This is a genomic window from Bordetella genomosp. 1 (genome assembly GCF_002261335.1).
Lineage (GTDB): Bacteria > Pseudomonadota > Gammaproteobacteria > Burkholderiales > Burkholderiaceae_B > Bordetella.
In genome coordinates this window covers 1094943-1121830 of record NZ_NEVL01000003.1, presented here as the reverse complement: position 1 = coordinate 1121830, position 26888 = coordinate 1094943, and the positions used below count along the sequence as shown (strand labels likewise).

Here is a 26888-nt window from a genome sequence, read left to right as displayed (position 1 = left end):
TTGTCTCCGTGATGCCGGGCTTTATCCCTGGCGCAGCATCTTCAGTCTTTCCAGCAGGGCCTGGTTGATGTGGTGCTGTGCGGCCGCTTCGGCGCGCACGGGGTCGCGGGCGCGGATCGCGGCCACGATGGCGTTGTGCTCTTCGTTCGACTGCGCCACGCGCTCGGGCGAGCTCAGCGTGCTGCGGCCGAGCAGGTAGGTGGTGTCGGTGAGGGATTGCAGCGAGCGGATCAGGTAGCGGTTGTGTGCGGCCGCGTAGATCGCTTCGTGGAAGGCGAGATTCTGCTCGACCGGGTCGCCCGCGTCGCCGTCGTCGAGAATGGTCTGCATGTGCAGGATCTCGGCCTCGGAGGCGTGGCGCGCGGCCAGCGCGGCGGCGGCGCCTTCGAGGAACTGGCGCATCGCGTAGAGCTCGCCCACCTCCCGCTGGTCCATCGTGGTGACGACCAGGCCGCGGCCGGGCTCGTGCGTGATCAGGCCTTCATCCTGAATCCGCTTGAGCGCCTCGCGCACCGGTGTACGGCCCATCTCGAGCAGCTTCGCCACCTCCACCTCGCGCAGGCGATCCTCGGGCGTGAACAGCCCGGCCAGGATGCGGCGCTTGATCTCGGTGTAGGCGGCAAACGACTGGGAATTGGCCTTGGTGATGGGCATGCGTGTCTCGTCCGTGTTTTGTATATTTTTGCATACAAAAACTCGGGCTGCCAATAGGGACCTGTTTATTTGTTTGTTGCGCAAGCAACGGCGCCGCTCGGCACGGCGCGTGGCACAGGCATAAAATGGCGGCTTCGCTTCCTAGCCGAGACGCCCACCATGAACGCGCGCATCCCCGACGACGCCCTGCCGCCCACCCTCGATCCGAAGGCCCTGCAAGCCTTTGTCGATGAGAAGTGGGACAACGAAATCATCCCCGCGCTGACCGACTACATCGCGATTCCCGCCAAGAGCCCGGCCTTCGACGCCGACTGGGAAAAGAACGCGTTCATCGAACGCGTGGTGCGCGACGCCGCCCAGTGGGTCGAGGCGCAGAAGGTGTCGGGCCTGAAGCTCGAAGTGGTGCGCCTGCCCGGCCGCACGCCGGTGATTTTCTTCGAGGCCCCGGCCACGCGCAGCGACAACGGCGATACCGTGCTGCTCTATGGTCACCTCGACAAGCAGCCCGAGTTCTCCGGCTGGCGTTCCGACCTCGGCCCCTGGACGCCGAAGCTCGAGAACGGCAAGCTCTACGGCCGGGGCGGCGCCGACGACGGTTATGCCGTCTACGCCTCGCTCACCGCCATCATGGCGCTCGACAAGCAGGGCATTCCGCGGCCGCGCTGCGTCGGCATCGTCGAGACCTGTGAGGAGTCGGGCAGCTACGACCTGCTGCCCTACATCGATGCGCTGCGCGAGCGCATGGGCAACGTCGCCCTGGTCGTGTGCCTGGATTCGGGGGCCGGCAACTACGAGCAGCTCTGGATGACGACCTCGCTGCGCGGCATGGTGTCGGGCACGCTGGAGGTGCAGGTGCTCGACGAAGGCGTGCATTCGGGCGACTCGTCGGGCGTGGTGCCCTCGACGTTCCGCATCCTGCGCCATCTGCTCGACCGCCTCGAAGACAGCGGCAGCGGCCGCCTGCTGCCGCAAAGCCTGCATTGCGAAATCCCCGCCGACCGCATCGAGCAGGTCAAGGCCACCGCCCAGATCCTGGGCGACGAGGTCTGGCGCCGGTTCCCCTGGAGCTGCGGCGCCGACGGCAGCTTCGTGCTGCCGATGACCACCGCGCCCGAAGAGGCGCTGCTCAACCGCACCTGGCGCCCGACGCTGTCGGTGACGGGCGCCGAAGGCCTGCCGCCGCTCTCGAGCGCCGGCAACGTGCTGCGTCCGCGCACCGCGTTCAAGCTGTCGCTGCGCCTGCCGCCGCTGATCGACGCGGGTGCCGCGTCGCAGGAGATCAAGGAGTTGCTCGAGGCCGATGCGCCCTACAACGCCAAGGTCACGTTCCATGCGCGCGAGGGCGCGGCCACCGGCTGGAACGCGCCGACGTCGGCGCCGTGGCTGTCGCAGGCGCTCGACGCCGCCTCGCAGCAGTACTACGGCGCGCCTTGCGGCTACATCGGCCAGGGCGGCACGATCCCGCTCATGAGCATGCTGCAGAAGGGCTTCCCCAAGGCCCAGTTCATGGTGTGCGGCGTGCTCGGCCCGAAGTCGAACGCGCACGGCCCCAACGAATTCCTGCACGTGCCCTATGGCAAGAAGCTCACCGCCGCGGTTGCGCAGACCATGGCGGCGATGCCGGCAGAGTAAGTCGGGCGCGTGGCGGCGCGGAGGGCAGGTCGGCCTTCGCGCCGGCTTGGTCGCGGGGAGCGCTTGCCGCTGTGGCGCTCTCACCGCCTGGGTTGCGGGGGCGCCGCTGCTGTGTTGCTTGCGCCGTCAGTGTTACCGGGCATCCGCCGCCGTGATGCTCGCGCTGTCTGCGTTGGCGGGACATCCGCTGCTGTGGTGTTCGCGCCGCCTGCGGTGCCGGTGCCTCCGTCTCGATGTTCGCGCCGTCTCTGCGTTGCCGAGGCTCCGCCGCTGCGGCGCTTTTTTGCCCGCATGCGCCGTGCATGTCGGCCAGTACCCGTGGGCGTATCCTGCGGGGTTCGTTTCTCTTCATTCCGGCCGTTGTGGCCGCAACAACATGATCATCACCACTCCCGCCGCCACCGCCGTCGCCGACGAGGTACGTACCTGGGTCGACCGCGCCGTGATCGGCCTGAACCTCTGTCCGTTCGCCAAGGCGGTGCAGATCAAGGGCCAGGTGCGCTACGCCGTGAGCGACGCCCAGGACGCCGAGGGCGTGCTCACCGATCTCGAAGACGAGCTGATGCTCATCAGCGAAGCGGATCCGCAGACCATCGACACCACCTTGCTGATCCTGCCCGAGGCGCTGCACGACTTCTACGACTTCAACGATTTCGAGGATCTGTCGGAGCGCCTGCTCAAGCGCATGCGTCTGGTCGGTGACCTGCAGGTCGCGACCTTCCATCCGCAGTTCCAGTTTGCCGACACCGAGCCGGACGACATCGAGAACTACACCAACCGTTCGCCGTATCCGATCCTGCACCTGCTGCGCGAAGACAGCATCGACCGCGCCGTCGAAGCCTTCCCCGACGCCGCCGAGATCTACGAAAAGAACATCGAAACCCTGCAACAACTCGGCCACGAAGGCTGGCAGCGCGTGATCGACGGCAAGACCAACTGACCCGCGGCAGGAGCGCGCGTCAAAAAGGAGTCAGACTGCATTTTTCTCGGCCGCCACCCACCCCCGAAAAGGTGTCAGACTGCAATTTCTCTGACGGCGCACAAACCGGAAAAGGTGTCAGACTGCAATTTTGCAGCGGTGGCTTTCGCGGGATAAGGTGTCAGACTGCATTTATCGAGCGCGGCCACCGCAGGCGCGCCGATCCTGCCCGCAATGGAAAAGGTGTCAGACTGCAATTTCGCTTTCGCGAAAATGCAGTCTGACACCTTTGTTTTTTCCGAGTCCCACACGAAAAATGCAGTCTGACACCATTGTTTCGAGGGCGGCGGCGCACGAAATTGCAGTCTGACTCCTTTTCCCGTTCTTCAGCGGGGCGCTGCGAGGACCTGGGAAAAGGCGGCGAGGGCGGCTGTGATGTCGGCGTCGGTGGTGTGGCGGTGCGTGACGCAGCGCAGACGGGTATTGGCCCAGGGCCGGATCTTCAGGCCCGCGGCCTCGAGCGCGGCGACCCATTCCTTGTTGCTCATCGCCGTAGCGCCCACCTCGACCTGCACGATATTGGTCTGCGGCACGGTGGCGGTGATCGGGCCGCCCAGCGCATTGATGCCGTCGCTCAGGCGGCGCGCGCGAGTGTGGTCCTCGGCGAGGCGTGCGCCCATGTGTTGCACGCCTTCGAGTGCCGCGGCGGCCATGATGCCGGACTGGCGTTGCGTGCCGCCCAGCATGCGACGCAGGGTGCGCGCGACGTCGATCTGCTTCCGCGGTCCGGCCAGCACCGCGCCGACCGGCGCGCTCAGGCCCTTGGACAGACACAGCGACACCGTATCGGTGTGCTGCGTGATCTCGGCTGGCGCCACGCCGAGCGCGACCGCCGCGTTGAAGAGCCTCGCGCCATCCAGGTGGACCGCCGCGCCGCGGTCCCGCGCCAGCGCATGCACCGCCGCCATGTGCGCGAGCGGCAGCACCGTGCCGCCGGCATTGTTGTGGGTCGTCTCCATCGCGACCAGGGAGGTCTTCAGCTTGTGGCCGCCCGCCTGCAGCGCGTCCGCGAGCCGGTCCAGGTCCATGGCGCCGTCGACCCCCGTCACCCCCAGGTAGAAGAGGTTGGTGAACGTGGCGGCGCCGCGCTCCGAGGTGTACATGTGCGCGGTGCCTTCCAGCACCACCTGTTCGTTGCGCTGCGTCTGGGCCAGCACGGCGAGCAGGTTGGCCATGGTGCAGCTCGGCACGAACAACCCGGCGTCCTTGCCCAGCCGCGTCGCAACCTCGGCCTCGAGCGCGTGCACGCTCGGGTCGCCGTCCAGGCCGTCGTCGCCGATGGGCGCATGCATCATGCGTTCGTACATGGCCGGCGTCGGCCGGGTGACGGTGTCGCTGCGCAGGTCGACGGGGTGGCGCGGCAGTTCGGAGGGAGACGACATGGTGTTCAGTGCTGCAGGATCTTGGAGAGGAACTGGCGGGTGCGGGGCGCGCGCGCCTCGACGTCGCCAAAAAAGGCGTCTTTCGGGCAGTCTTCGACGATGCGGCCGCCATCCATGAAGATGACGCGATTCGCCACGCGCCGGGCAAAGCCCATTTCGTGGGTCACCACCATCATCGTCATGCCTTCGGCTGCGAGGTCGGTCATCACGTCGAGCACCTCGTTGACCATCTCGGGATCGAGCGCGGACGTCGGTTCGTCAAACAGCATCACGACCGGATCCATTGACAGCGCCCGGGCGATCGCCACGCGCTGCTGCTGGCCGCCCGACAGCTCGCCCGGATGCTTGTTGGTGTGGGCCGCCAGGCCGACGCGGTCGAGCAGGGCGAGGGCGCGCTGGCGCGCCTCGTCACGGCCGCGCTTGAGCACCTTCATCTGGCCCAGGCACAGGTTGTCGGTCACGGTGAGGTGCGGGAACAGCTCGAAATGCTGGAACACCATGCCAGCCTCGGCGCGCAGCTTGGGCAGATTGGTGCGCGGGTCGGCCAGCGAGGTGCCGTTCACCACGATGTCGCCTTTCTGGAAGGGCTCGAGCGCATTCACGGTCTTGATCAGGGTGGACTTGCCCGACCCCGAGGGGCCGCACACCACCACCACCTCGCCGCGGGCCACCTGGGTGGTGCAGTCGTCGAGCACGTGAAAGTCGCCGTACCACTTGCTGACCTGGCGGATGTCGATCATTGCGGAAGTTTGATTCATGAGAATTCCTGGTCGGCGTTCAGCGCAGCACGCGGGTGCGCTTTTCCAGCCGTTTCACCAGACGGGATGCCGTGAAGCAGATCACGAAATACACCACCGCCACGAAGAGATAGAGTTCCACCAGCCGGCCGTCGCGCTGGCCGATCTTGGAGGCCGCACCGAGGAAGTCGGTGAGCGACAGCACGTAGACCAGCGAGGTGTCCTGGAACAGGATGATGACCCGCGTGAGCAGCGCCGGCACCATGTTGCGCAGGGCCTGCGGCAGCACGATGTAGCGCATGCCCTGCCACGGCGTGAGCCCGATCGCCAGGCTGGCCGACACCTGCCCGCGCGGAATCGACTGGATGCCGGCGCGCATGATCTCGCAAAAGTACGCGGCCTCGAACAGCGTGAACGTGATCACCGCCGAGTTGAGCGCACCCACGCGTAGCGGCGTCGACGAACCCACGATCCACGCGGCGATGTACGGCACCAGGAAATAGAACCAGAAGATCACCAGCAGGAGCGGGATCGAGCGCATCACGTTCACGTAGATGCCGGCCGGGACCGACAGCCACTTGTGGCGCGACAGCCGCATCATCGCCAGCAGCGTGCCCAGCGCCAGGCCCAGCACGCCGGCCACGGCGGTCAGGCTGAGCGTGAAGCTCATGCCCTGCGTGAACAGATAGGGCGCGGCGTCGAGAATGACCTTGAAATCGAAATTGCCCACGTCGCGCTCCTACTTCTTGCCGGCCGCGCCGATCAGGCCCGGCACCGCCACGCGACGCTCGAGCATGCGCATGCCCAGCACCACCACGCCATTGAGAATGAGGTACACCACCGTGGCGGCGCTGAAGGCCTCGAAGATGTGGAAGCTGAATTCCTGCATCGAACGCGCCTGACCCGTGAGTTCGAGCAGGCCGATGGTCAGCGCCACCGACGAATACTTGATCGTGCCCATGAATTCCGAGGTGAGCGGCGGCAGCACGATGCGATACGCTTCGGGCAGGATGATGTAGCGATACACCTGCGCCTCGGTCAGGCCGAGCGCCGTGCCGGCCTGGAACTGTCCACGCGGCAGCGACTGGATCCCTGCGCGCAGCTGTTCGGCCACGCGCGCGGAGCCATAGAAACCCAGGCACAGCACCGCCGGCACGAACTGCCCCCAGGGCTGCTGCATCTGTTTCATGGCCGTGCCCCATGCGTGCGGCAGCAGCTCCGGCAGCACGAAATACCAGAGGAACATCTGCACCAGCAGCGGGATGTTGCGAAACAGCTCCACGTAGCAGGCGCCCAGCAGGTTGAGCGTGCGCGACGAGGTGGTGCGCATGACGCCGAGCACCGAGCCCAGCAGCAGCGAGAAGACCCAGGCGGTCAAGGCGAGCGCCAGCGTCCAGCCGGTGCCGATCAGGAGCGTCTCCAGAAACGTGTGCACCCCGTCGGGCGACAGCTCCAGGAAGATGCTCCAACTCCAGTCGTAATTCATGTCGAAGCCCTAAAAGGCGCGCTGCGGTGGCACGCCTGGCGGTCCGCCCGGAGCGGGCGGACATGTGCAACGCGGGCGGACGCGGCGGCGTCCGCCGCCTGCGTTACTCGTAGACCTTGGGATCACCCGAGTCGGTGGGGTTGGCCAGCGCGCGCTTGAGCGCGTCGCTCATCGGGTACTTCAGGTTGATGCCCTTGGGCGGGATCGGCGTGTTGAAGTACTTGTCGTAAATTGCGTTGACCTCGCCGGTTTTGATGAGATCCTTGACCGCATCGTCCACGACCTTCTTGAACGCGGGGTCGTCCTTGGGCTGCAGGATGCCGTAGGGGGCCAGTTGCAGGCCCTTCTTGCCGATCACGAATGCCTCGGGATTCTTGGAAGCCGCCACCGACCCGTAGGCGATGCCGTCGTCGTTGGCCGAGCCGGCCGCACGGCCCGATTCCACCATCAGCAGCGTTTCGGCGGTGTCCTTGGCGGGTGCCATGGTGATGCCGTACTTGTGCTGGGCGTTGAGCTGCGACACGAGCTTGAAGGTCTGGCCGCCGGCCTGTGCCGCGATCGACTTGCCGCGGAACGAGGCCAGGTCATCGGGGTTTACGCCGCCGTCCTTGCGCGCGACCAGCACCACCTGGGCCACGAAGGTGGTGGGCGCGAACGACACGAACTTGTGGCGTTCTTCCAGGTTGGTGGTGTTGCCGCATTCCAGATCGATGGTGCCGTTGGCCAGCAGCGGGATCCGCGTGGCCGAGGTCGTGGGGTTGTAGTGCACGTCGAGCTTGGGCAGCTTGAGCGCCGCCTGCACGTACTTGGCCACTTCCTGGCAGATTTCGACCGTGTAGCCGATCGGCTTCTGGTTGCCGTCGAGATAGGCGAAGGGCACCGAGGTTTCGGGGTGACCAAGCGTGATCACGCCCGTTTCGCGGATCTTGTCGAGGCGGCTGTTTCCCTCGGCGTGAACGGCGGAGGCAGCACCGGCCAGGCTGGCGGCGGCGAGAAGCGCGGCAATGGCTTTCATTGATTTTTCCCTTGGCGCCGGATGGCCCGGCGTTTTCTGCATGTAGACGGTCGGCGCCTGCCGGATCGGCCGGCGGACGCCGCGCTGCGCGGTGTGTCCCGCGACTGGCAAAAAGTATCAACCTTCGTTATGGTTTTATCCAATTCCTATTCGATATTCTTCTATACGGATTTGATATGGCAAGCTCGCGCATGGGATTGCGCCACATCGAGGCCTTCCGGGCCGTCATGATGACCGGGTCCATGACCGCGGCGGCGCGCAGCGTGCACACCTCGCAGCCGCACATCAGCCGCCTGATCGCGCAGCTCGAGGCGATCACGCAGTTCGCGCTGTTCGACCGCAACGGCAGCCGGCTCACGCCCACGCTCGATGGGGCGCGCTTCTACCAGGAGGTGGAAAAGACCTTCGTGGGTCTGGCGGGCCTGGAATCCGCGGCGGCCGGCATCCGCTCGTTCAGCGCCAGCCGGCTGAGCGTCGCGGCCATGCCCCGGCTGGCCGGCGGCCTGCTCGCGCGCATCGTCGCGCGGTTCAAGACCGAGTATCCGGACGTGATGGTGTCGATCCATTCCGGTAATGCCAGCACGGTGCACAACTGGATCAGCTCGGGATTCTGCGACATGGGGCTGGCGATGCTGTCGGGCGATGCGCCCGGCATCCAGGTCGAGCCGGTGATGGCGATGAACTGCGTTGCGATCATGCCGCGCGGCCACCGCCTGGCGCGGCTGGAGCGCATCAAGCCCGCGGACTTTGCCGGCGAGCCGTTCGTTGCGTTCACCAGCTCCACACCGCTGCGCGACCGCATCGACCGGGTGTTCACGCAGGCCAAGGTCGAGCGGCAGGTGGTGGCGGAGGCCGGACTCGGGGCGTCGATCAGTGCGATGGTGGGGGCGGGGCTGGGCGTGTCGCTGATCAATCCGCTGGCCGCGCGCGAGGAGTACGCGACGCACGGGGTCGAGCTGCGGCCGTTCACCCCCGCGGTGCCCGTGACGGTGGCGCTACTGTTCCCGCCGGCGCACACGCGGTCCCGCCTGGTCACCGTGTTCGCGCGCTACGCGCGCGAGCTGATGCTGGAGGAAATGGCTGACCTGCGCGCCCGCCCGACCCCCGCCCGCCGCCCCAGTCCGCGCACGCCCAAGTAGTTGAACTACTGCCGGGCACCTGCGGCGTTGGCAAAAACAAAGGTGTCAGACTGCATTTTCCCGTGCTGCCGAAAATGCAGTCTGACACCTTTGTCTGGCGCCGCCGCGTTCGAGAAAATGCAGTCTGACACCATTGTTCGCCAGCGTCCGCCGCGAAAAAATGCAGTCTGACACCTTTGTTTTGGCAGTGCCGCGTTAGAGAAAATGTAGTCTGACACCTTTGTTTGAGTGGGCTCGGGGCGGGGCCAATGGCTGGGGGAGGAGGGCGGTGTCATTGAGACGACTTGCCGGGTCCGCCTTCCGAGTTGGGCCTCCGCATCTCCCAGTCCTGCTTGTCAGCCGCCGCGCCGGGAAAAGGTGTCAGACTGCATTTTTGACGATCGTGGTTCCCACGACAAAGGTGTCAGACTGCAATTTCCATGATCGCGGCTCCAACAACAAAGGTGTCAGACTGCATTTTCAGGCGCCGCGAAAAATGAACAAAGGTGTCAGACTGCAATTTTCGGCGCCGCGAAAAATGTAGTCTGACACCTTTGTTTTAAATGCAGTCTGACACCTTTGTTTGGGGCGCCGGGAGACACCGGGATACTCCCTAGTAGCCTGCGCGGCGGATTGCATACAACATACCAAACGTGTGACCGCCCGTGGCGCGCGCGCGGCCGGCCTGTACCGCCTTTTCCCCTTCAATGCGAGTTTGATGACGCCCTCGATGTGGCGCCCGGCTCTTGTTTTGCTCGGAGATTCGTATGCGATACACCCGCCGTCAGGCCCTGGGCGCGTTGGCCGCGCTGCCGCTGGTTGCGCGTCCCGCGTGGGCGCAGAGTGATTTTCCATCGCGGCCGGTGCGGCTGCTGGTGGGATTTGCGCCGGGCGGGCTCACCGACATCGCGGCACGCGCGCTGGCCGACCGCATGAGCAAGGTGATGAAGCAGAACGTGGTGGTGGAGAACCGCCCCGGCGGCCAGGCCATCATCGCCACCGTGGCGGTGGCGCGCGCCGAGCCCGACGGCTACACCCTGGGCTTCGCCGGCACCAACGGCATGATCCTCAACCCGCTGCTCTACAACAACCTGCCGTACCAGATCTCGGATTTCAAACAGCTCGGCTCGATGGGCAAGTCGCCGATGCTGCTGATCGTGCACGGCGATCTGGGCGTGAGCACGGTGCAGGATTTCATTGCCCTGGCCAAAAAGAAGCCCGGCGAGATCACCTGCGCGCACGCCGGCCGTGGCGTGATCAATCACCTGGCCCTGCTGCACTTCCAGTCCAAGACCGGCACGCAGTTCCAGGACGTGCCGTACAAGGGCAGCGCGCCCGCGCTGGTGGACCTGATGGCGGGCACGGTGCAGAGCACCTTCGACTTCCCGACCTCGGCGCTGGGCCACATCAAGACCGGCAAGCTCAAGGTGCTGGCCGTGACCGCCGACAAGCGGCTCAGCAGCCTGCCCGACGTGCCCACCATGAAGGAGGCCGGAGTCGACGACTTCGAGCTCTACACGCGCATGATGATTTCCGGGCCGGCCGCCATGCCGGCGCCCGTCGTGAAGGTGCTGGAGGATGCGGTGCGGCAGGGCGCCAACGATCCCGGCCTGATCAAGCAGTTCGCCGAGCAGGGCGTGACAGTGGAATTCACCTCGTCGGCCGATCTCGACCGGGTGATCGCAGATGAATCGAAGTTGTGGGCCAGTGTGATCCAGGCCAACAATGTGCCCAAGACCGACCTGAAGAGCTGAGGTAGCCGCCATGAGTTCCGCCCCGCGTTCCGCCCAGGCCCCCGCCATCACCGTGACGCCCGAGGTGGCGCTGATCGACGTGGCGCGCACGATCCGCATCGACGGCTTCCCCGCCTATGCCTTCATCACCGTGACCGCGTCGATGCAGATGTGCGGCGCGCCCTGGCGCTCGCAGGCCGTGTTCATGGCAGGCCACGACGGCGGCATCGACCTGGCGCGCGACTGCCCCGTGTCGGGCAGCTACGCCGAGCCCTCGGCCATGGGCCTGGTCTGGTCGATGGAGTGCACGGACATGGCCCGCGTGGTGTTTCCGCCGGATCGCACCGCGCCGCTGGTGATCGATATCGAGGCCGGCGACGGCACCCGCACGGCGCGCGCGCAGCTGATCCAGGAGTTCCTGGCCGAAGACGTGACCCACCGCGCCGTGCGCGAAAACATCGACGGCATGACGATATCGGGCGAGCTCTACACGCCGGCGGGGCCCGGTCCGCATCCGCTCGTGATCTACATGAACGGCTCGTCGGGCGGCGTGAATGCGCCGCGCGCGGCCTTGTTCGCCGCACGCGGCTATCAATGCCTGGCGCTCGCCATCTTCAATTACGTGGGCCGGCCCAAGTACCTCAATGACATGCCGCTCGAGTACTTCGAGCGCGCACTGCGCTGGGCCCGCGCCGAACTGCGGCCGCGCGACGGCTTCGTGGCGCTGTCGGGCATCAGCCGCGGCGGCGAGACCTCCCTGCTGGTGGCCGCCACCTATCCGGACCTGGTCAGCGCGGTCGTGGCCTACGTGCCCTCGCCGGTGATGCACGGCGTGGTGAGCGCGGGCGCGCCCGACACCGGCCGCGACGCCCAGGTCTGGACCCTGCGCGGCGAGCCGCTGCCGCACCTCTGGCAGAACAACGCGCACGCAGACTGGAACGCGGCCTATGCCACCGAGCCGCCGTATCGCCAGACCCACGCCTTTCTCAGCGCGTCGCGTGACCCCGATGCCTTCGAGCGCGCCCGCATTCCGGTGGAGCGCTTTGCCGGGCCCGTGATGCTGGTGAGCGCGTCGGATGACGGCTTCTGGCCCAGCACCGCCTATTCCGAGATCGTGATGCGGCAGCGCCAGGCGCATGGCCTGCCGACCTTCCATCATGTCTGCATGGGGGCGGGGCACCACGTGCATTACCCCTATCTGCCGGGCACGCTCATCAGCAAGCCGCACGCGATGTCGGGCCTGCTGCTCGACGCCGGCGGCACGCCGCCCGCCAACGCGGCGGGCAACGAGGGTTCCTATCTGGCGGTGCTGGATTTCCTGGGCCGGGTGAGCGGGGCCTACCCGCCGGCGCGTAGCGACGACGAACGCTGACGCGGCCTCAGGCGGCGGTGGGCGTGGCCGCGGGCGCCGCCGGCAGGAAGAAGCGGTCCTTCAGCTCCTGCAGGCCGATGCGGTCGAGCATCTCGGTGAGACGCTCGGCCGGCTTGCGGCGCGGCGTGTTCTTGTATTGCGCGATGATGAGCTCGTTCTTCATCGAATGCTCCCAGCCCACCAGCTCGGTCACGCTCACCTGGTAGCCGTGCGCCTCGAGTTGCAGGCAGCGCAGCACGTTGGTGATCTGGCTGCCGAACTCGCGCGTGTGCAGCGGATGGCGCCAGATCTCGGCCAGCGGGTCGGCCAGCGCGCGCGCCTTGTTCTTGCGCAGCACGGCGGCCACTTCGGCCTGGCAGCAGGGCACCACCACGATCGAGCGCGCCTGCTTCTCGAGTGCGAAGCGGATCGCGTCGTCGGTGGCCGTGTTGCAGGCGTGCAGCGCCGTCACGATGTCCACGGTGGCCGGCAGCTTGTCGGAGGTGATCGAATCGGCCACCGACAGATTCAGGAACGACATGCCGCCAAAGCCCAGGCGCTGCGCCAGCGCCTCGGAGGTCTGGACCAGCTCCGGGCGGGTCTCGATGCCGTAGATGTGCGAGGCGTCCTTCAGGTCCTTCACGAACAGGTCGTAGAGGATGAAGCCCAGATACGACTTGCCCGCGCCGTGGTCGACCAGCGTCACGCGGCCCTGTTCGGTCTTGGCTTCCTGCATCAGCGGTTCGATGAACTGGAACAGGTGGTAGACCTGCTTGAGCTTGCGGCGGCTGTCCTGGTTCATCTTGCCGTCGCGCGTCAGGATGTGCAGGGCCTTGAGCAGTTCGACCGACTGGCCGGGGCGGATATCGTGGGTTTTGGACATCGGAAATGCGGCGGGCGCGGCGCATGACGCCGCGCCCGCGATCGGGGGCGAAAGGGCAATTTTACCCAATCGGCCGATCCGGCCCGAAAGGGCGGACCGAGGCCGGGGGAAAGCCGCGCAGCGGTCTGCGCCAAGCCCAAGCCCGAACCGAGCCCAAGCCCGAGCCCAAGCCCAAGCCCAAGCCCAAGCCCAAGCCCATGCCCAAGCCCAAGCCCGTCGCGCCGGCCCGCCAGGCCGCGGCAAGGCCGGCACCCGCCTCAGGCCTGCGGAAACACCGGCTCGCCCAGGTTCAGCATCAGGCGGTTGGCCCAGGCGAAGATCGCGTCGGAGTGCAGCAGGTCGAGGATTTCGCCTTGCGACAGGCCCACGTCCTTGAGCGCCTGGATGTCGGCCGGGCCGATATCCGCGGGCGCATTGGTGATCTTGATCGAGAAGGCCGAGATCGCCTTCTCGCGGGCGTCGGTGCCGGCGGTGGCCGGATCCTCGAACACCTCGGCGATCACGTCGTTGCGCTTGGCCAGTTGCTCGAATCGTTGCGCGTGCACCGATGCGCAATAGACGCAGCCGTTCACGCGCGACACCACCGTGGCGCCCAGCTCGCGCTCGGCGCGCGACAGGCCGCCCGGCGCGTACATGATGGCGTTGAAGGCGGTCGAGCGCTGCCGCAGGGTCTCGGGCTGGTGCACCAGGAACAGGTAGTAGTCGGAGACCTTGGCCTTGGGGTGGCTTTCCTCCAGCACCGCGATCTGCTCGGGCGTGGCCTGGTCCAGCTCGACCTTGTCGAGCCAGGCCTTCCAGCCCAGCGTTTCGTTGGTAAAGCCGTGGGCCTGGATCAGGGTGCTGATGACATTCGGATTTTGCGTGCTCATGCGGCGTGCTCCAACGCTTTCATGGCCTTCAGGCCGGCCAGCAGGCGGACCTGATACGAGAGGAAGGCGATCAGTTGCGACAGCGTCACGACCGCGGGCGTCGAGATGCCCGCGGCCGGCAGCGTCTTGAGCGCCGCCTCGTCGCCCTTGACGGGATCCTCGATCAGCGTGCGGGTGAAGACGAGGATGGCGCGCACGCGCGCGTCCGCCGCGTCTTCCGGCGAGCCGGAGTCGGCCAGCGCCACGAGCGCATCGCTGGCGCCGGCGTGCTTCAGGTGGGCGCGATAGTGGCGCGCCAGCTCGGCCGCGCCGCTGATGCGGCAGGCGTACTGCGCCACCAGCAGGCGGTCGGTGAGCGCCAGGCCCGGCAGGGCGGGGTCGAACAGCGCGTCGTAGCTGCCCTGCGTGGCGGCCGCGACCTTGTCGCGCTGGTGCCGCACCGCGTAGAGCGGGTCTTCCTGCTTCAGACCGAGCAGGAGATCGATCAGGTCATTGGCCGGATCGTAGGGAGTAGCGGGTTGCGCAGCCATCAGGCTTCTCCTTGTTGCCGGGCGGCGCGGGCCGCCACGGCGTCGTTCACGAACTGCAGCACGCCGGTCCAGGATTCGGCATCGGCGCGCGCGTTGTCTTTGGGGGTGCCGCCACTGGTGCTGATCTTGCCCGACACGGGGTGGGCATAGACGTGCTGCGTGGTCGGCACATACGGGAACAGGATCGAGTGGCCGCCGTCCTGGAAGTCGAGCCACTGCACCGGGTAGGGGTGGCCGGTCTCGGCGAGCCGGTCGCGCACCATCTGCGAATACAGGCTCGAGGGCCACGAGCCGTCATCGGTGGCCGACAGCAGAATCACCGGACCCTGGATCTTCTCCACCGGGATGCGAGCCCGCGCCACGGCGTCGGGATCCTGCAACGCGGTCAGGATGGCGCGTTCGTGGCGATGCGGCGCGGGGCCTTCGTCGAACGGCGCCCAGGTCGCGGTGCGGTTGTTCTCCCACACGTGCGGGATCGGCTTGCCGTCGAGCAGCCAGGTCGGGCCCTCGCGCCCCACGGCCGGATCGGCGGCGTTCTGGCCGCTGTGCACCACCGCGCCGGGCACGTAGGCCAGCACGGCCGACACGTCTTCCGGATAGGTGGCGCCCAGCAGCAGCACGAGCTCGCCGCCGCGCGACTGGCCGCCCACCGCCACGAAATCGTGCAGCGGACGCACCGTCTTGCGCAGCCAGTCCATGCCGCGCTTGAACAGTTCCAGCGGCGTGTTCGAGATGTAGTCGGACAGCCCCGGCGCCTTGAAGTAGGCCTGCGCGAAGGCCGCATAGCCGTGCGAGGCCCACAGCGCGGCGCGCGGCTCGTTGATGCCGCCGCCCGAGCCGTTCAGGATCAGCACGGCCGGATGCGGGCCGGGACCGGGCGGCAGGTACAGCGTGCCGACCAGGCCGTCTTCGCGCACCTCGGTGCGGGTGACGCCGTCGGCGGCCAGCCGCTGCACCAGCGTGGCGCGTGCGATCTGCTCGCCGGCGTGCGCCGCGAGCAGCGTCACCAACGGCTCGGTCACAGGCGAGTTGAACAGCTCGCGCTTGCCGGCCACGGTGGGCGTCTGCGACCAGATCAGGCCCATCGGCGCCACGCCGTCGTAGCTGCCCGCGGTGGGTGCGTCGCGCTCCAGGTCCACGGTGCCCGCGGCGTCGGCCACGAAGGTGGCCTCGCTGGTCCAGGGAACGCCGGCGCGCACGGTGTGCGTGCGCAGCGTGACGGCCTGGCCAGGCTCGGCGCCGGTCACGCGGATCTGGCGCGGCACGTCGACGAGGGCGTCGGCCGGTTCGAGAGTCAGCGTGATCATGGCTTACTTCGCCACTTTGGTGACCATCTGCGCGGCGGTGCGGTCGCTGGTCATCGGCGTGACCTTCAGGCCCTTCTTGGTCGCCCAGATGTTCTTGTAGTGGAACAGCGGCAGGATGCCGGCGTCCTCGCTCACGATCTTGGCCGACTCGCGCAGGATGGCCTCACGCTTGGGCACGTCGAATTCCGAGGTGGATTGCTCCAGCGCCTGGTCGACCTTCGGGTTGCTGTAATGGCCCCAGTTGGAGGCGCCCAGGCCCTTGGCCGGGTCGACGGTGGCCAGGATGTTGACCAGCGCGTAGCTGGCTTCGCCGGTGCCGTTGCCCCAGGCCAGCATGCTCATGGCGAACTCGTTCTTGTTGGCGCGGCCCGAGTACACGGCCCACGGCACCACTTCCACGTTGGTCTTCACGCCGATGCGGGTCCAGAACTGGGCCACGGCCTGCGCGGTCTCCGGGCCTTGCGGATAGCGGTCGTTCGGCACGTGCATGGTCAGCTGGAAGCCATCCGGGTAGCCGGCTTCGGCCAGCAGTTTCTTGGCCTGGGCGGCGTCGAACGGGATGTTCTTGATGTCCGGGTTGTAGCCGATGGTGCCTTCGGGCATCCATTGGTTGGCCTCGGTGGCGGCGTCCTGCAGCACGCGGTCGACGATGGCCTTGCGGTTGATGGCCAGGTTCAGCGCCTGGCGCACGCGCACGTCCAGCAGCGGGTTCTTCTCAAGCGGCTTGCCGTTCTTGTCGGTGATGTAGGGAGAGGGCTTCGGATTGAAGCTCGGCTGCAGCAGCATCACGCGCAGGCCGGCATACGGATACACCGAAATGTTCGGTGCCTTCGACAGACGTTCGAGGTCGGACACCGACACCTTGTCGATCACGTCCACGTCGCCGGCCAGCAGCGCGGCGGTGCGGGCGGCGGCGTTGTTGATGTAGCGGTAGTTGACCTTCTCCCAGAGCTGCTTCTCGCCCCAGTACTCGTTGTTGCGTTCCATCACGACGCGGTCGCCCGGCGTGTACGACACGAACTTGTACGGGCCGGTGCCGATCATGGCCTTGCCCGAGTTGTAGTCTTCGGTGGTCGACTTCTCGCCCACATGCTTGCTCACCACGTGCACGGAAGCCAGGTTCAGCGGCAGGTCGGGGTTGGGTGCCTTGGTCTTCACGACGAAGGTCAGGGGATCGGGGGCGCTCATCGATTCGATGGTGCGCAGGTAGCCGGCGTAGGTCGCCACGCTGCCGGGCACGGCCTTGGCGCGGGTGTACGAGTAGATCAGGTCATCGGCGGTGAAGGGCGTGCCGTCCTGCCACTTCACGTTGGGGCGCAGCTTGAACTCCCAGGTGGTGTTGTCCAGCGGCTTCCACGACACGGCCAGGCCGGGCTGCAGCTTGTTCCATTTGTTCTCGATCAGCAGGTCCCAGAAGTGCAGGGCCACCGAGCGGTCGCCCGCGTGGTTGTTGAGCTGGGGGTCGAGCGAGGAGAGCGGGTCGGCAAAGCCGATCGCCAGGTTTTCGGCGTGGACGCCGGCCGAGGCGGCCAGCAGGGCGGCGGCCAGCGAGGTCAGAATGCGTTTCTTCATGGTCGATATCCTCGAGAGGGACAGTGATTCGTATGCGTTGATGATGGGGCGGCGATGCCGGGCTTTCGGTCAGGCGTCGTTGAGGTGACAGGCGCTCAGGTGGTTGATCGCGATGCCCTTGAGCCTGGGCACTTCGGTCTTGCAACGCGGCATCGCGTGCGGACATCGGGGGTGGAAATGGCAGCCCGAAGGCGGGGCGAGCGGGCTGGGAATCTCGCCCTTGATCGCGGTGAAGGTCTTGTGGCGCGCATCCATGCGCGGGATTTCCGCCAGCAGCGCCTGGGTATAGGGATGATTCGCGTGGCTGAACACCTCGGCCACCGGCGCGGACTCCACCACGCGGCCGAGATACATGATGACCACGCGGTCCGACACGTGTTCCACCACGCCCAGGTCGTGGCTGATGAACAGATAGGTCAGGTTGAGGTCTTCGCGCAGGTCCATGAAGAGGTTCAGGATCTGCGCCTGGATCGATACGTCGAGCGCGGCCACGGCCTCGTCGCACACCAGCATGTCGGGCTGCACCGCGAGGGCGCGCGCGATGCCGATGCGCTGGCGCTGGCCGCCGCTGAACTGGTGCGGATAACGCTGGCGCAGGGCCGGGTCGAGGCCCGCGCGGCGCAACTGCTCGCTCACGTAGTCGTCGAAGCCGGCGCGATCGGTCAGGCCATGGATGCGCGCTGCCTCGCCCACGATCTCGTCCACGCGCAGGCGCGGATTGAGGCTGGCGTACGGATCCTGGAAGATCATCTGCACTTTCAGGCGCGCGCGGCGCGCTTCCTCGCGGCTCATTTCCTCGGGCGTGCGGCCATTGACGCGCACCTCGCCGTCGGTGGGCGCGAGCAGGCCGGCCGCGATGCGGCCCAGGGTCGACTTGCCGCAACCCGATTCGCCCACCAGGCCCACCACTTCGCCGGGGCGCACGATCAGGTCCACGCCATCCACGGCGCGGGTCACGGCGGGCGGCTTGGCCAGGCCGGCACGGCCGAGCAGGCGCTCGACCCGGCCCACGGGCCGCTCGCCGAAGCGCTTGCTGACGCCGGTCAGTTCGATCAGCGGGGTGATCTCGCTCATGCCGTCACCTCCACGATCGGCGTGATGGCCGGATGGAAGCAGCGCACGAGGCGCTCGGGCAGGGGCTCGGTCAGCGCCGGGCGTTCGCCACAGGCTGCCGTGGCGCGCGCGCAGCGGGCCGAGAAGGCACAGCCGGCGGGCAGGGATAGCAAATTGGGCGTCATGCCGGGAATCTGGCGCAGCCGCTGGCCGCGCTGGTTGTTGCTGGGCAGGCTGCCGATCAGGCCCGCCGTGTAGGGGTGCAGCGGCGCATCCAGCACCGGGTCGACCTTGCCGTACTCCACGCTGCGGCCGGCGTACATCACCGCCACGTCGTCGGCCAGGCCGGCCACCACCGACAGGTCGTGCGTGATCCAGATCAGGCTGGTGCCGTGCTGGCGCGCCAGGTTCTGCACTTCCGACAGGATCTGCGCCTGGATCGTCACGTCGAGCGCCGTGGTCGGCTCGTCGGCGATGATGAGGTCGGGCCGGTGCAGCATCGCGATGGCGATCGCCACGCGCTGGCGCATGCCGCCGGAGAGCTGGTGCGGGTAGGCCAGCAGCCGTTCCTCGGGGCTCGGGATGCCCATCATGCCGAGCGTGTCGCGGGCGCGCTCGCGCGCCTCGGCGCGGCTCACCCGGGTGTGGGCGCGCACCGCCTCGATCATCTGGGCATCCACGCGCAACACCGGGTTGAGCGTCATCATCGGATCCTGGAAGATCATCGCGATACGGTTGCCCTGCAACTGGCGCAGCTCGCGCGGCGGCAGTCGGGTGAGGTCGCGGCCCTGGAACAAAATGCTGCTGCCGGGCTCGATGCGGCCCGGCGCGTCGACCAGCCCCATGATCGAGAAGCCGGTCACCGACTTGCCCGACCCGGACTCGCCGACCAGGCCGAGGATCTTGCCGCGCTCCAGCGTGAACGACACGTCGTCCACGGCCGGCAGCACGCCGGCGCGGGTATGGAAGTGGGTGCGCAGGTTGCGCACCTCCAGCGTGATCGCCGGGGAACTCGTGCCGGCGCTCATTTGTGGGTCCTCGGGTTGAGCACGTCGCGCAGGCGGTCGCCCACCAGATTGATGGCGATCAGCGTGACGAGCAGGGCGATGCCGGGATAGAAGCTGATCCAGTACTGGCCCGACAGCATGGTCTGGTAGCCGTTCGAGATCAGCAGGCCGAGCGAGGGCTCGGTGACCGGCACGCCCAGGCCCAGGAAGCTCAGCGTGGCCTCCAGCGTGATGGCGCGCGCGATCTGCAGCGTGCCGATCACGATCAGCGGCGGCAGGCAGTTCGGCAGGATGTGGCGCAGCACGATGCGCCAGTTCGGGATGTCGAGGCAGCGCGCGGCCTCCACGTATTCGCGGCGGCGTTCCACCAGGGCCTGGCCGCGCGCGGTGCGGGCGTAGTACGCCCACTCCAGCATCACCAGCGTCAGCACCACGTTGCCCACTCCCTTGCCGAGGTAGGCGAGGATCATCATCGCCACCAGGATCGAGGGGAACGACAGGATCAGGTCGACCACGCGCATGATGAGCGCGTCGACGCGACCGCCGGCATACGCGGCCAGCAGGCCGAGCAGCGTGCCGACCAGGCCGGCGATCAGCGCCGAGCCCACGCCCACCATCAGGCTGATGCGCAGTCCATACAGGATGCTCGAATAGAGGTCGCGGCCCTGGCCGTCGGTGCCCAGCCAGTAGGTGAACGTGGCCAGGCCGTTCTCGGTGCCGGGCGGCAGGCGCGCGTCCAGCACGTCGAGCTGGTTCAGGTCATAGGGGTTCTGCGGCGTGATCCAGGGCGCGAGCAGCGCGGCCAGGATCAGCAGCAGCGCCACGATCAGGCCGACCACGGCCGTGCGCGAACGCATGAACTCGGCCACGTTGCGGCGCCACGGCGATTCGCGCCTGAGCTCGACCGGCGCGGCGGCCGGCGTCGTTACGGAGCCGCTCATTGCGCGCCCTCCAGCCGGACGCGCGGGTCCAGCACTTTATACAGAATGTCCACGATCAGGTTGAGCGTCACGAACAGGCACACCACCACCACGAGGTACGACACGATCACCGGGCGATCCAGCGCATTGATGCTGTCCAGGATCAGCTTGCCGGCGCCGGGCCAGGAGAAGATGCTTTCGGTGACGACCGCGAAGGCGATGGTCGAGCCCAGCTCCAGCCCGAGCACCGTGACCAGCGGGATCAGCGTGTTGCGCAGCACGTGCACGCCGATCACGCGCAGCGGCGACAGGCCCTTGGCGCGCGCGAACTTCACGTAGTCGAGCGGCAGCACCTCGCGCACGCCGGCGCGGGTCAGGCGGATCACCAGCGAGATTTTGAACAGCGACAGATTGATGGCGGGCAGCAGCATGTGGCGCCAGCCATCCAGCGTGAGGAACGACCACTGCGCTCCGAGCCACCTCACGGTCTCGCCGCGGCCGCTGGCGGGCAGCCAGCCGAGCGACACCGAGAACGCCATGATGAGCATCAGCCCGACCCAGAACGTGGGCAGCGAGAAGCCCACGATGCTGCCGGTCATGATGATGCGCGACACCGGATTCTCGGGGTAGAGGCCGGCGAACAGACCGAGCGGCAGGCCGATCAGCACCGCCAGCACCAGCGCCGTCACCGCCAGCTCGAGCGTGGCCGGCAGGCGCTGCAGGATCAGCTCCACCGCGGGAATGTTGTACACGAAACTATTGCCGAGGTTGCCGTGCAGCGCGCCGTTCAGGAAGCCGATGTACTGGCGCCAGAGCGGCTGGTCCAGGCCCAGCTCGGCGATGATGCGGGCGCGGTCGACCTGGTCCACGTCCTGGCCGATCAGGATGTCGACCGGGTTGCCGATGGCGTGCAGGCCGACAAACACGATCAGGGTCATCAGCAGCACGACCACGACCGCCTGGGCCAGGCGGCGCAAGAGCCAGAGCGTCATGCGCGCTCCTCGGGCGGGGGCGCCGGCACCCATTCGTCGCCGAAGACCTCGGGCTCGCCGAAGGTCTGCATGTTGGCGAAGTGCACGTCGGCGTCTTCGTGATACAGCAAGCCGGCGATGCCCTGCGCCAGGCGGCGCGCGCCCTCGCTGACCGCCGGGATGTCGCCCGAGACCGTGCCGTGCGACAGCGCGGCCGGGTAGCAGAAGCAGTGCACCCGGTTCAGGCCCGGACAGGCGCCGGGCGTCTTTTCCTGGAATTCGAACGCCGGGCCGAGGTCGGGCGAGTCGTGCAGCTCCTGGTCTTCATCGCCGGGGGCGGGCGTGTAGCGGTCGCCCCAGATGCGCACGGCATCGGCGAAGGCCGCAAACTCCGGACGCGCCTGCCAGTCGATGCGAAAGCCGGTCGAGAAGATCAGGAAGTCGACGCGGAACACGCCCTTGGGCGTGGTCGCCTTGATCTCGTCGCCGTCCATCCGGGCGTCCAGCACGGCGGCGCCGAGGTTGAAGCGCGCATTCGGATGGCGCGACACGCGCAGCGTGCTGCCGCGCGGCGGCGGCACCTGCTGCACGTTGATGTAGTGGCGGATCTTCCACTTCCAGTCGTCGGGCAGTGTCAGGTGGCCGTGGGTCAGGCCGGGACTGCCGGCGCCCTTGCCCTTGTTGATGCGCGGAATGTCGGCGCGGCGGATCAGCAGGTCGACGCTGGCGGCGCCGGCCTCGAGCGCGGTGGCCGCGCTGTCCATCGCCGACGCGCCGGCGCCGACCACGCCCACCCGCTTGCCGGCCAGCGCGGCGTAATCGTAGGCGTCCGAGGAATGGGCCCAACGGTCGCGCGGCAGCGCGTCGGCCAGCGGCGGCACGTAGGCGCCGCCCAGGCCGTCGCGGCCGGTGGCCAGCACCACGCGGCGCGCCAGCACCGTCAGCGCGCCGGCGGGCGTGTCGAGATCGAGCTGCACCACGCCATCGGCGCGCGGATGCACGGCGCGCACGCTGTGCTCGTTGCGCACGTCGATGGCCAGCACTTTGCGGTACCAGCGCAGATAATCCATCCATTGCAGGCGCGGAATCTTGTCCAGCGCTTCCCACGCCTCGACGCCGAACTGGGCCTCGAACCAGGCGCGGAACGTGAGCGCCGGCAGGCCGAGCGCGGGGCCGGTGAGCTGCTTGGGCGAACGCAGGGTCTCCATGCGCGCGGTCGTGGCCCAGGGGCCCTCGAAGCCTTCCGGCGAACGGTCGAAGATCACGGCGCGCACGCCCAGATTGCGCAGCGAGGCCGCGGCCGCGAGGCCGGCCATGCCGCCGCCGATCACGGCGACGTCGAGCACGTCCTGCTCGCCCAGGGTGCGCGCGGGCACCCACGCTTTCGCGGGCAGTTCGAGCCAGGCGAGATCCTGGCGCAGGCGTGCCTCGAGCGCGGGCAGACCGGTGGGCGAGGGCGCCTGCGAGGCCGCCTGCAAGGGCGCCTGCAAGGGCGCGGTGTGGTCAGTCATGATGCTGCGGATTCCAACGAGGGGGCGTCATCGCCATGGATCTGGTGCAGCAGGCTGGCGTGTGCGCTGGCCTCGTGCAGCTTCAGATCCGGCAGCAGGTCGCGGGCGCTGTCGGCCAGCGTCTGCGCCAGCACCGGCAGGTCGGCGCCGAGTTGCGCGGCCTGCGGGGTGATGACACCGAAGAAAAACGGGATGTGCGTATCGATGGGACGGATCGCCACGCCGGCCAGCGGCGTGCCGTAGGCGGACACGGGTTCGAGCAGGGCCACGCCCAGGCCGCAGCGCACCGACGCCAGCGCGTTGACCGAGGCATTGGTCTCGATCAAGGTGTCGCCGCAACCGGCGCCGGCGCTGGCGAGCGCCTGGTCGAGCCGATGGCGCAGCCGATACGGATTGGCCATCGTGATCACGCGGCGCCCGGCCAGGCGGGCCAGCGGCACCACGGGCAGCGTGGCGAGGGGATCGTCGTCGGGCAGGGCCAGCACACAGGGGGCTTCGCCGATCCAGTGCACGGTGAGGCCGCGATGTTCGAGCGGCAGGCTGGTCACGCCCAATTGCGCCGAGCCGTTCAACACGGCCTGGATCACGCGTTCGGGCGAGGCGCTGCGCACCTGCGCGGCGCGTGCGCCGAAACAGGCTTCGGCACGGGCAATCGCGTGCGGCAGCAGGCCGGCCGCGAGCGCGGGCGTGGCGGCCAGCCGCAACGGGCGGGGCGTGCCGGCACCGATCTGGCGGGCGCGCGCCTGCAACTGCTGCAGATTGGCGAGCGTGGGCTCCACGTCTTCATAGAGCAGGAAACCCTGCTCGCTCGGCATCACCCGCGGTCCGCTGCGCGCGAACAGCGCGTAGCCCAGCTCGGCCTCCAGATCCTGGATGAGCCGGCTGATCGCGGGTTGCGATCGGCCGAGCAGTCGCCCGGCGGCGGTGACGCTGCCGGTAGACATGACGGCCGCGAAGGCCTCGAGTTGCCGTAATTCCATCTGATACTTTTTATGCTCAGAATGAATTCTTGCCGATCAAGTATGCGCTTCACAAATAATTAAACCGTATAAGCAAATACCCTATGAGCCGCTCACAGCCGGCGAGAAGGCGGGGCAGACTGCGGCAGCCGGCGCGGGGCGACTCCGACACGCCCCTCTCGAAATGAATAATCTTGCGTATCAGGCCAGTCTGATTTATAAATGAGAAACCACTCACTCATTTCAGATTACGCGATCCATGGCCCGTCCGTTGAGCGACCTCAAGCGCGAAGCGATCCTCGATGCCGCCGCCCGCCTGGTGGCGGAGCAGGGCACGGGTGCGTCCACCGCGCAGATCGCACGCGCCGCCCGGGTGGCCGAAGGCACGTTGTTCATCTATTTCGAGAACAAGGACGTGCTGCTCAACGCCGTGTTCGAGCAACTGGAGACGCGCCTGTCGCAGGCGCTCGAGGCGGCCTATCCGGCCGATGGCGACGGGCATGCGCAACTGCATCATCTGTGGCATGCGCTGATCGCCTGGGGGCTGGCGCGCCCGATCGACCGCCGCGCGCTGCGCCAGTTGAAAGTCTCGCAGCGCATCGGCACCGACACGCGGGCGCGGTGCAGCGCCTTGTTTGCCGACGTGCTCGCGCGGCTGCAGGCGGGGCTGGCCCCGCACGTGCAGGCCGAGCGCATGCCGTTTTATCTGGAGCAGGTGTTCATCAGCCTGCTCGAAACCACGCTGGACGCGATCACCGCCGAGCCGGCGCAGCGCGAGGCCTATGCCCAGGCGGCCTTCGAGCTGTTCTGGCGCGGCATCCAGCGTTGAATTTTTTTTGGACTATTGAATGAGCGAACAATCACTCATTGATCTGTCCGCAACCGTTTTCTTCGTCGAAGTCGTTGCCGCCGCAACCATGTCCTTTCCCGTCCGTGCCGGCCTGTTCGCCATCGTCATTCTTGGAGTGCTCTTCATGACCGCCTGCCAGTTCACCCGTACGCCGGTCACCGGCTACCCGGCCTCGCCGCAAGCCACCGACGCGGGCTTCGGCAATCCGGTCGCCAAGCCCCGGGATTCGTGGGGCAAGACGCTGCGCATCTTCTGGACCTTCCTGTTCGACAAACCCGCCGGCACGCGGCCCGATCGCGCGGTGCCGGTGCAGCCCCTGACGCAGGCGGCGCTGGCCGCGGCGCCGCAGGGCAGCCTGTATCGGCTCGGGCATTCCACCATGTTGATCAAGCTCGCGGGCGGCTGGTGGCTCACCGATCCCGTCTTTTCCGAGCGCGCCTCGCCGGTGCAATGGGCCGGCCCCAAGCGCTTTCACGCGCCGCCGATCGCGCTGGCCGATCTGCCGCCCATCCGCGGCGTGCTGCTCTCGCACGACCATTACGATCACCTCGATCACGCCACCATCCGGTATCTGGCCGAGCGGGTCGACTGGTTCCTCACGCCGCTGGGCGTGGGCGACCGCCTCATCGACTGGGGCGTGCCCGCCGCGCGCGTGCGCCAGTTCGATTGGTGGGACGGCACCGAGATCGACGGGACGCGCTTCGTCGCCACGCCCGCGCAGCACTTCTCCGGTCGCGGCCTGCGCGACGGCAACCGCACGCTGTGGGCCTCGTGGGTGATCCTCGACGAGGGCCTGCGCCTTTTCTTCAGCGGCGACACCGGCTATCACGCGGGCTTTCGCCAGATCGGCGAGCGCTATGGCCCGTTCGACGTGACCTTCGTGGAAACGGGCGCCTACAACGATGACTGGGCCTACGTCCACATGAAGCCCGAGCAGTCGGTCCAGGCGCATCTCGATCTGCGCGGCCGCTGGATGATGCCGATCCACAACGGCACCTTCGACCTCGCGCTGCACACCTGGGACGACCCCTTCGAGCAGGTATCGCAACTTGCCGAGCGTGCGGGCGTCGCACTCACCACGCCGCAGTTCGGCGAGCGGCTCGACCTGCGGGCGCCCCACGCGGGCAGCACGTGGTGGCGCGCCGAAAAAGACGAGCATTGACGCGCGGCGGCGCGGGCCGCCGGCCACGCCGGGATTACCCGTAATAAGCAAAATCTCTCAAACCACGGCCCATTTGTGATTACTGGCACGCGAAAGCTGCGTGCTAATTTTTCCCTGCAGTCCAGAGATCGCCTCATAACACACAAGGGAATCACACCATGCACGCCGTGGGTAATGCATGCCGCAAGGCAGGGATGGCTTCGTCCGTTCGCAGCAAGCTTCTGCAGTTGATGGCGCCGGTGCTGTGCGCCGGCCTGGCGTTCGCGCCGTCCGCGCAGTCAGCGGATTTTCCGGGCGACAAGCCCATCAGCCTCGTCGTGCCGTTCCCGGCCGGCGGCGGCACCGACTTCATCGGCCGGCTCCTCGCCTCCGAGATGGGCAAGGTGCTCAAGACCACGATCGTGGTCGAAAACAAAGGTGGCGCCAACAGCAACATCGGCACCGCCTACGTGACCCAGGCCCGGCCCGACGGCCACACGCTGCTGGTCTCGGGCGTGGGCATCGCCACCAACCAGGGCCTCTACAGCAAGCTGCCCTACAAGCTCGATCAGCTCGACCAGATCGCGATCCTGGCGTTCGGTTCCGACGTGCTGGTGACATCGCCCGCGTTTCCCGCCAAGACCCTGGCCGAGTTCGTGGCGCTGGTGCACAAGCAACCGGGCAAGTATTCCTACGCCTCGTCGGGCAACGGCACCACCGGCCACCTCGGCATGGAAATGCTCAAGCAGCGCGCCAAGCTCGACCTGATGCACGTACCCTACAACGGCGGCTCGGCCGCGATCAACGACGTGCTGGCTGGCCGCGTGGACGTGCTGTTCGTCAATCAGGACACGGCGCTGCCGCACGTGCGCGCTGGCAAGCTGCGCGCGCTCGCCATCGGCAGCGCGCAGCGCAACCCGACCTATCCCGACACGCCCACCGTGGCCGAGAGCGGCTATCCCGGCTTCTCCTCGGAATACTGGTTCGGCTTGAGCGCGCCGGCCGGCCTGCCGGAGCCCGTGTTCCAACAGCTCTTCGACGCCACCCGCACGGCCATGCAATCGCCCGCGATCCAGGAGAAGCTGGGCGCGGTGGGCCTGGTCATACCCACGCTCACCGACCGCAGGCAGTTCGTGACGCTGGTGGACGGCGAGGTGCAGAAGTGGGGCGAAGTGGTGCGCGTGTCGGGCGCCCGCATCGACTGAACGCGACGCGGCCCGCACGCAGC

The 26888-nt window shown here is 67.6% G+C and carries 25 protein-coding genes; 8 read left to right on the top strand and 17 right to left on the bottom strand.

What is annotated here, in order from left to right; genetic code table 11:
• Window positions 1–21 precede the first annotated feature (21 nt).
• The gene (locus CEG14_RS13545; protein WP_094826864.1) at window positions 22–654 is read right to left on the bottom strand and encodes a GntR family transcriptional regulator; all 633 of its coding nucleotides are present in this window, start codon (window positions 652–654) and stop codon (window positions 22–24) included.
• Between the two features lie 159 nt (window positions 655–813).
• Here CEG14_RS13545 and CEG14_RS13540 point away from each other — a divergent pair, with 159 nt between their 5' ends.
• Entirely contained in the window at window positions 814–2286 is a 1473-nt protein-coding gene (locus tag CEG14_RS13540; RefSeq protein ID WP_094826863.1) for a M20 family metallopeptidase, read from the top strand.
• A gap of 376 nt (window positions 2287–2662) precedes the next feature.
• Window positions 2663–3226 (top strand): DUF1415 domain-containing protein, encoded by a 564-nt coding sequence (locus CEG14_RS13535; protein WP_094826862.1) that lies wholly within the window; start codon window positions 2663–2665, stop codon window positions 3224–3226.
• 365 nt (window positions 3227–3591) lie between these two features.
• Here the strand turns inward: CEG14_RS13535 and CEG14_RS13530 are convergent, their stop codons facing one another.
• From CEG14_RS13530 to CEG14_RS13510, 5 genes are all read right to left on the bottom strand, one after another.
• The gene (locus tag CEG14_RS13530) at window positions 3592–4647 is read right to left on the bottom strand and encodes a threonine aldolase family protein (RefSeq protein WP_094826861.1); all 1056 of its coding nucleotides are present in this window, start codon (window positions 4645–4647) and stop codon (window positions 3592–3594) included.
• Window positions 4648–4652: 5 nt separating this feature from the next.
• Window positions 4653–5387 (bottom strand): amino acid ABC transporter ATP-binding protein, encoded by a 735-nt coding sequence (locus CEG14_RS13525; protein ID WP_094826860.1) that lies wholly within the window; start codon window positions 5385–5387, stop codon window positions 4653–4655.
• Window positions 5388–5424: 37 nt separating this feature from the next.
• Complete coding sequence (locus tag CEG14_RS13520; RefSeq protein ID WP_094826859.1) at window positions 5425–6114, bottom strand: amino acid ABC transporter permease; 690 nt, start codon at window positions 6112–6114, stop codon at window positions 5425–5427.
• Window positions 6115–6123: 9 nt separating this feature from the next.
• Window positions 6124–6870, bottom strand: a complete 747-nt coding sequence (locus CEG14_RS13515; protein WP_094826858.1) for an amino acid ABC transporter permease — start codon at window positions 6868–6870, stop codon at window positions 6124–6126.
• 103 nt (window positions 6871–6973) lie between these two features.
• Window positions 6974–7885, bottom strand: a complete 912-nt coding sequence (locus CEG14_RS13510; protein WP_094826857.1) for an amino acid ABC transporter substrate-binding protein — start codon at window positions 7883–7885, stop codon at window positions 6974–6976.
• Between the two features lie 176 nt (window positions 7886–8061).
• On the opposite strand from CEG14_RS13510, the gene CEG14_RS13505 reads away from it, so the two are divergent.
• The 3 genes from CEG14_RS13505 (at window position 8062) to CEG14_RS13495 (ending at window position 12108) form a co-directional block, all read left to right on the top strand.
• The gene (locus CEG14_RS13505) at window positions 8062–9024 is read left to right on the top strand and encodes a LysR substrate-binding domain-containing protein (RefSeq protein ID WP_094826856.1); all 963 of its coding nucleotides are present in this window, start codon (window positions 8062–8064) and stop codon (window positions 9022–9024) included.
• A 746-nt stretch (window positions 9025–9770) separates the two neighbouring features.
• Complete coding sequence (locus tag CEG14_RS13500) at window positions 9771–10757, top strand: Bug family tripartite tricarboxylate transporter substrate binding protein (protein ID WP_094826855.1); 987 nt, start codon at window positions 9771–9773, stop codon at window positions 10755–10757.
• Window positions 10758–10767: 10 nt separating this feature from the next.
• A complete protein-coding gene (locus CEG14_RS13495) occupies window positions 10768–12108 on the top strand; it encodes an acyl-CoA thioester hydrolase/BAAT C-terminal domain-containing protein (RefSeq protein WP_094826854.1) in 1341 nt (446 codons plus the stop codon).
• A gap of 7 nt (window positions 12109–12115) precedes the next feature.
• Here CEG14_RS13495 and CEG14_RS13490 read toward each other — a convergent pair whose 3' ends face one another.
• From CEG14_RS13490 to CEG14_RS13435, 11 genes are all read right to left on the bottom strand, one after another.
• Window positions 12116–12970 carry a class I SAM-dependent methyltransferase gene (locus tag CEG14_RS13490; protein WP_094826853.1) on the bottom strand — a complete coding sequence of 285 codons (855 nt, stop codon included), beginning with the start codon at window positions 12968–12970 and terminating at the stop codon, window positions 12116–12118.
• Window positions 12971–13227: 257 nt separating this feature from the next.
• Complete coding sequence (locus CEG14_RS13480) at window positions 13228–13839, bottom strand: peroxidase-related enzyme (RefSeq protein ID WP_256985686.1); 612 nt, start codon at window positions 13837–13839, stop codon at window positions 13228–13230.
• Window positions 13836–14369: a CMD domain protein gene (locus CEG14_RS13475; RefSeq protein WP_094826851.1), complete on the bottom strand. Its 534-nt coding sequence runs from the start codon at window positions 14367–14369 to the stop codon at window positions 13836–13838. Before CEG14_RS13475 ends, CEG14_RS13480 begins: the two co-directional genes overlap by 4 nt.
• Entirely contained in the window at window positions 14369–15676 is a 1308-nt protein-coding gene (locus CEG14_RS13470; RefSeq protein WP_094826850.1) for an acyl-CoA thioesterase/BAAT N-terminal domain-containing protein, read from the bottom strand. The genes CEG14_RS13475 and CEG14_RS13470 overlap by 1 nt, the downstream gene beginning before the upstream one ends.
• 3 nt (window positions 15677–15679) lie before the next feature.
• Window positions 15680–17248 (bottom strand): ABC transporter substrate-binding protein, encoded by a 1569-nt coding sequence (locus CEG14_RS13465; RefSeq protein ID WP_094826849.1) that lies wholly within the window; start codon window positions 17246–17248, stop codon window positions 15680–15682.
• A 69-nt stretch (window positions 17249–17317) separates the two neighbouring features.
• Complete coding sequence (locus CEG14_RS13460; RefSeq protein WP_094826848.1) at window positions 17318–18322, bottom strand: ABC transporter ATP-binding protein; 1005 nt, start codon at window positions 18320–18322, stop codon at window positions 17318–17320.
• Entirely contained in the window at window positions 18319–19329 is a 1011-nt protein-coding gene (locus tag CEG14_RS13455) for an ABC transporter ATP-binding protein (protein ID WP_094826847.1), read from the bottom strand. Before CEG14_RS13455 ends, CEG14_RS13460 begins: the two co-directional genes overlap by 4 nt.
• The gene (locus CEG14_RS13450) at window positions 19326–20249 is read right to left on the bottom strand and encodes an ABC transporter permease (protein ID WP_094826846.1); all 924 of its coding nucleotides are present in this window, start codon (window positions 20247–20249) and stop codon (window positions 19326–19328) included. Before CEG14_RS13450 ends, CEG14_RS13455 begins: the two co-directional genes overlap by 4 nt.
• Window positions 20246–21220: an ABC transporter permease gene (locus CEG14_RS13445; RefSeq protein ID WP_094826845.1), complete on the bottom strand. Its 975-nt coding sequence runs from the start codon at window positions 21218–21220 to the stop codon at window positions 20246–20248. Before CEG14_RS13445 ends, CEG14_RS13450 begins: the two co-directional genes overlap by 4 nt.
• Window positions 21217–22710: a flavin-containing monooxygenase gene (locus tag CEG14_RS13440; RefSeq protein ID WP_094826844.1), complete on the bottom strand. Its 1494-nt coding sequence runs from the start codon at window positions 22708–22710 to the stop codon at window positions 21217–21219. The genes CEG14_RS13445 and CEG14_RS13440 overlap by 4 nt, the downstream gene beginning before the upstream one ends.
• Window positions 22707–23690, bottom strand: coding sequence for a LysR family transcriptional regulator (locus tag CEG14_RS13435; protein WP_094826843.1), 984 nt, complete (start codon window positions 23688–23690; stop codon window positions 22707–22709). Before CEG14_RS13435 ends, CEG14_RS13440 begins: the two co-directional genes overlap by 4 nt.
• A 238-nt stretch (window positions 23691–23928) precedes the next feature.
• Between CEG14_RS13435 and CEG14_RS13430 the strand changes: the two genes are divergently transcribed.
• The 3 genes from CEG14_RS13430 (at window position 23929) to CEG14_RS13420 (ending at window position 26865) form a co-directional block, all read left to right on the top strand.
• The gene (locus CEG14_RS13430) at window positions 23929–24498 is read left to right on the top strand and encodes a TetR/AcrR family transcriptional regulator (protein ID WP_094826842.1); all 570 of its coding nucleotides are present in this window, start codon (window positions 23929–23931) and stop codon (window positions 24496–24498) included.
• A 145-nt stretch (window positions 24499–24643) separates the two neighbouring features.
• Entirely contained in the window at window positions 24644–25681 is a 1038-nt protein-coding gene (locus CEG14_RS13425) for an MBL fold metallo-hydrolase (RefSeq protein WP_094827533.1), read from the top strand.
• Between the two features lie 194 nt (window positions 25682–25875).
• On the top strand, window positions 25876–26865 hold the full coding sequence (locus CEG14_RS13420; RefSeq protein WP_256985683.1) for a Bug family tripartite tricarboxylate transporter substrate binding protein: 990 nt from the start codon (window positions 25876–25878) through the stop codon (window positions 26863–26865).
• Window positions 26866–26888 lie beyond the last annotated feature (23 nt).

What these genes read in the sequence shown, in the direction of transcription:
- CEG14_RS13545 (WP_094826864.1), bottom strand. Translation starts at nt 654, where the DNA reads ATGCCCATCACCAAGGCCAATTCCCAGTCGTTTGCCGCCTACACCGAG.
- CEG14_RS13540 (WP_094826863.1), top strand. Translation starts at nt 814, where the DNA reads ATGAACGCGCGCATCCCCGACGACGCCCTGCCGCCCACCCTCGATCCG.
- CEG14_RS13535 (WP_094826862.1), top strand. Translation starts at nt 2,663, where the DNA reads ATGATCATCACCACTCCCGCCGCCACCGCCGTCGCCGACGAGGTACGT.
- CEG14_RS13530 (WP_094826861.1), bottom strand. Translation starts at nt 4,647, where the DNA reads ATGTCGTCTCCCTCCGAACTGCCGCGCCACCCCGTCGACCTGCGCAGC.
- CEG14_RS13525 (WP_094826860.1), bottom strand. Translation starts at nt 5,387, where the DNA reads ATGATCGACATCCGCCAGGTCAGCAAGTGGTACGGCGACTTTCACGTG.
- CEG14_RS13515 (WP_094826858.1), bottom strand. Translation starts at nt 6,870, where the DNA reads ATGAATTACGACTGGAGTTGGAGCATCTTCCTGGAGCTGTCGCCCGAC.
- CEG14_RS13510 (WP_094826857.1), bottom strand. Translation starts at nt 7,885, where the DNA reads ATGAAAGCCATTGCCGCGCTTCTCGCCGCCGCCAGCCTGGCCGGTGCT.
- CEG14_RS13505 (WP_094826856.1), top strand. Translation starts at nt 8,062, where the DNA reads ATGGCAAGCTCGCGCATGGGATTGCGCCACATCGAGGCCTTCCGGGCC.
- CEG14_RS13500 (WP_094826855.1), top strand. Translation starts at nt 9,771, where the DNA reads ATGCGATACACCCGCCGTCAGGCCCTGGGCGCGTTGGCCGCGCTGCCG.
- CEG14_RS13495 (WP_094826854.1), top strand. Translation starts at nt 10,768, where the DNA reads ATGAGTTCCGCCCCGCGTTCCGCCCAGGCCCCCGCCATCACCGTGACG.
- CEG14_RS13490 (WP_094826853.1), bottom strand. Translation starts at nt 12,970, where the DNA reads ATGTCCAAAACCCACGATATCCGCCCCGGCCAGTCGGTCGAACTGCTC.
- CEG14_RS13480 (WP_256985686.1), bottom strand. Translation starts at nt 13,839, where the DNA reads ATGAGCACGCAAAATCCGAATGTCATCAGCACCCTGATCCAGGCCCAC.
- CEG14_RS13475 (WP_094826851.1), bottom strand. Translation starts at nt 14,369, where the DNA reads ATGGCTGCGCAACCCGCTACTCCCTACGATCCGGCCAATGACCTGATC.
- CEG14_RS13470 (WP_094826850.1), bottom strand. Translation starts at nt 15,676, where the DNA reads ATGATCACGCTGACTCTCGAACCGGCCGACGCCCTCGTCGACGTGCCG.
- CEG14_RS13465 (WP_094826849.1), bottom strand. Translation starts at nt 17,248, where the DNA reads ATGAAGAAACGCATTCTGACCTCGCTGGCCGCCGCCCTGCTGGCCGCC.
- CEG14_RS13460 (WP_094826848.1), bottom strand. Translation starts at nt 18,322, where the DNA reads ATGAGCGAGATCACCCCGCTGATCGAACTGACCGGCGTCAGCAAGCGC.
- CEG14_RS13455 (WP_094826847.1), bottom strand. Translation starts at nt 19,329, where the DNA reads ATGAGCGCCGGCACGAGTTCCCCGGCGATCACGCTGGAGGTGCGCAAC.
- CEG14_RS13450 (WP_094826846.1), bottom strand. Translation starts at nt 20,249, where the DNA reads ATGAGCGGCTCCGTAACGACGCCGGCCGCCGCGCCGGTCGAGCTCAGG.
- CEG14_RS13445 (WP_094826845.1), bottom strand. Translation starts at nt 21,220, where the DNA reads ATGACGCTCTGGCTCTTGCGCCGCCTGGCCCAGGCGGTCGTGGTCGTG.
- CEG14_RS13440 (WP_094826844.1), bottom strand. Translation starts at nt 22,710, where the DNA reads ATGACTGACCACACCGCGCCCTTGCAGGCGCCCTTGCAGGCGGCCTCG.
- CEG14_RS13435 (WP_094826843.1), bottom strand. Translation starts at nt 23,690, where the DNA reads ATGGAATTACGGCAACTCGAGGCCTTCGCGGCCGTCATGTCTACCGGC.
- CEG14_RS13430 (WP_094826842.1), top strand. Translation starts at nt 23,929, where the DNA reads ATGGCCCGTCCGTTGAGCGACCTCAAGCGCGAAGCGATCCTCGATGCC.
- CEG14_RS13425 (WP_094827533.1), top strand. Translation starts at nt 24,644, where the DNA reads ATGACCGCCTGCCAGTTCACCCGTACGCCGGTCACCGGCTACCCGGCC.
- CEG14_RS13420 (WP_256985683.1), top strand. Translation starts at nt 25,876, where the DNA reads ATGGCTTCGTCCGTTCGCAGCAAGCTTCTGCAGTTGATGGCGCCGGTG.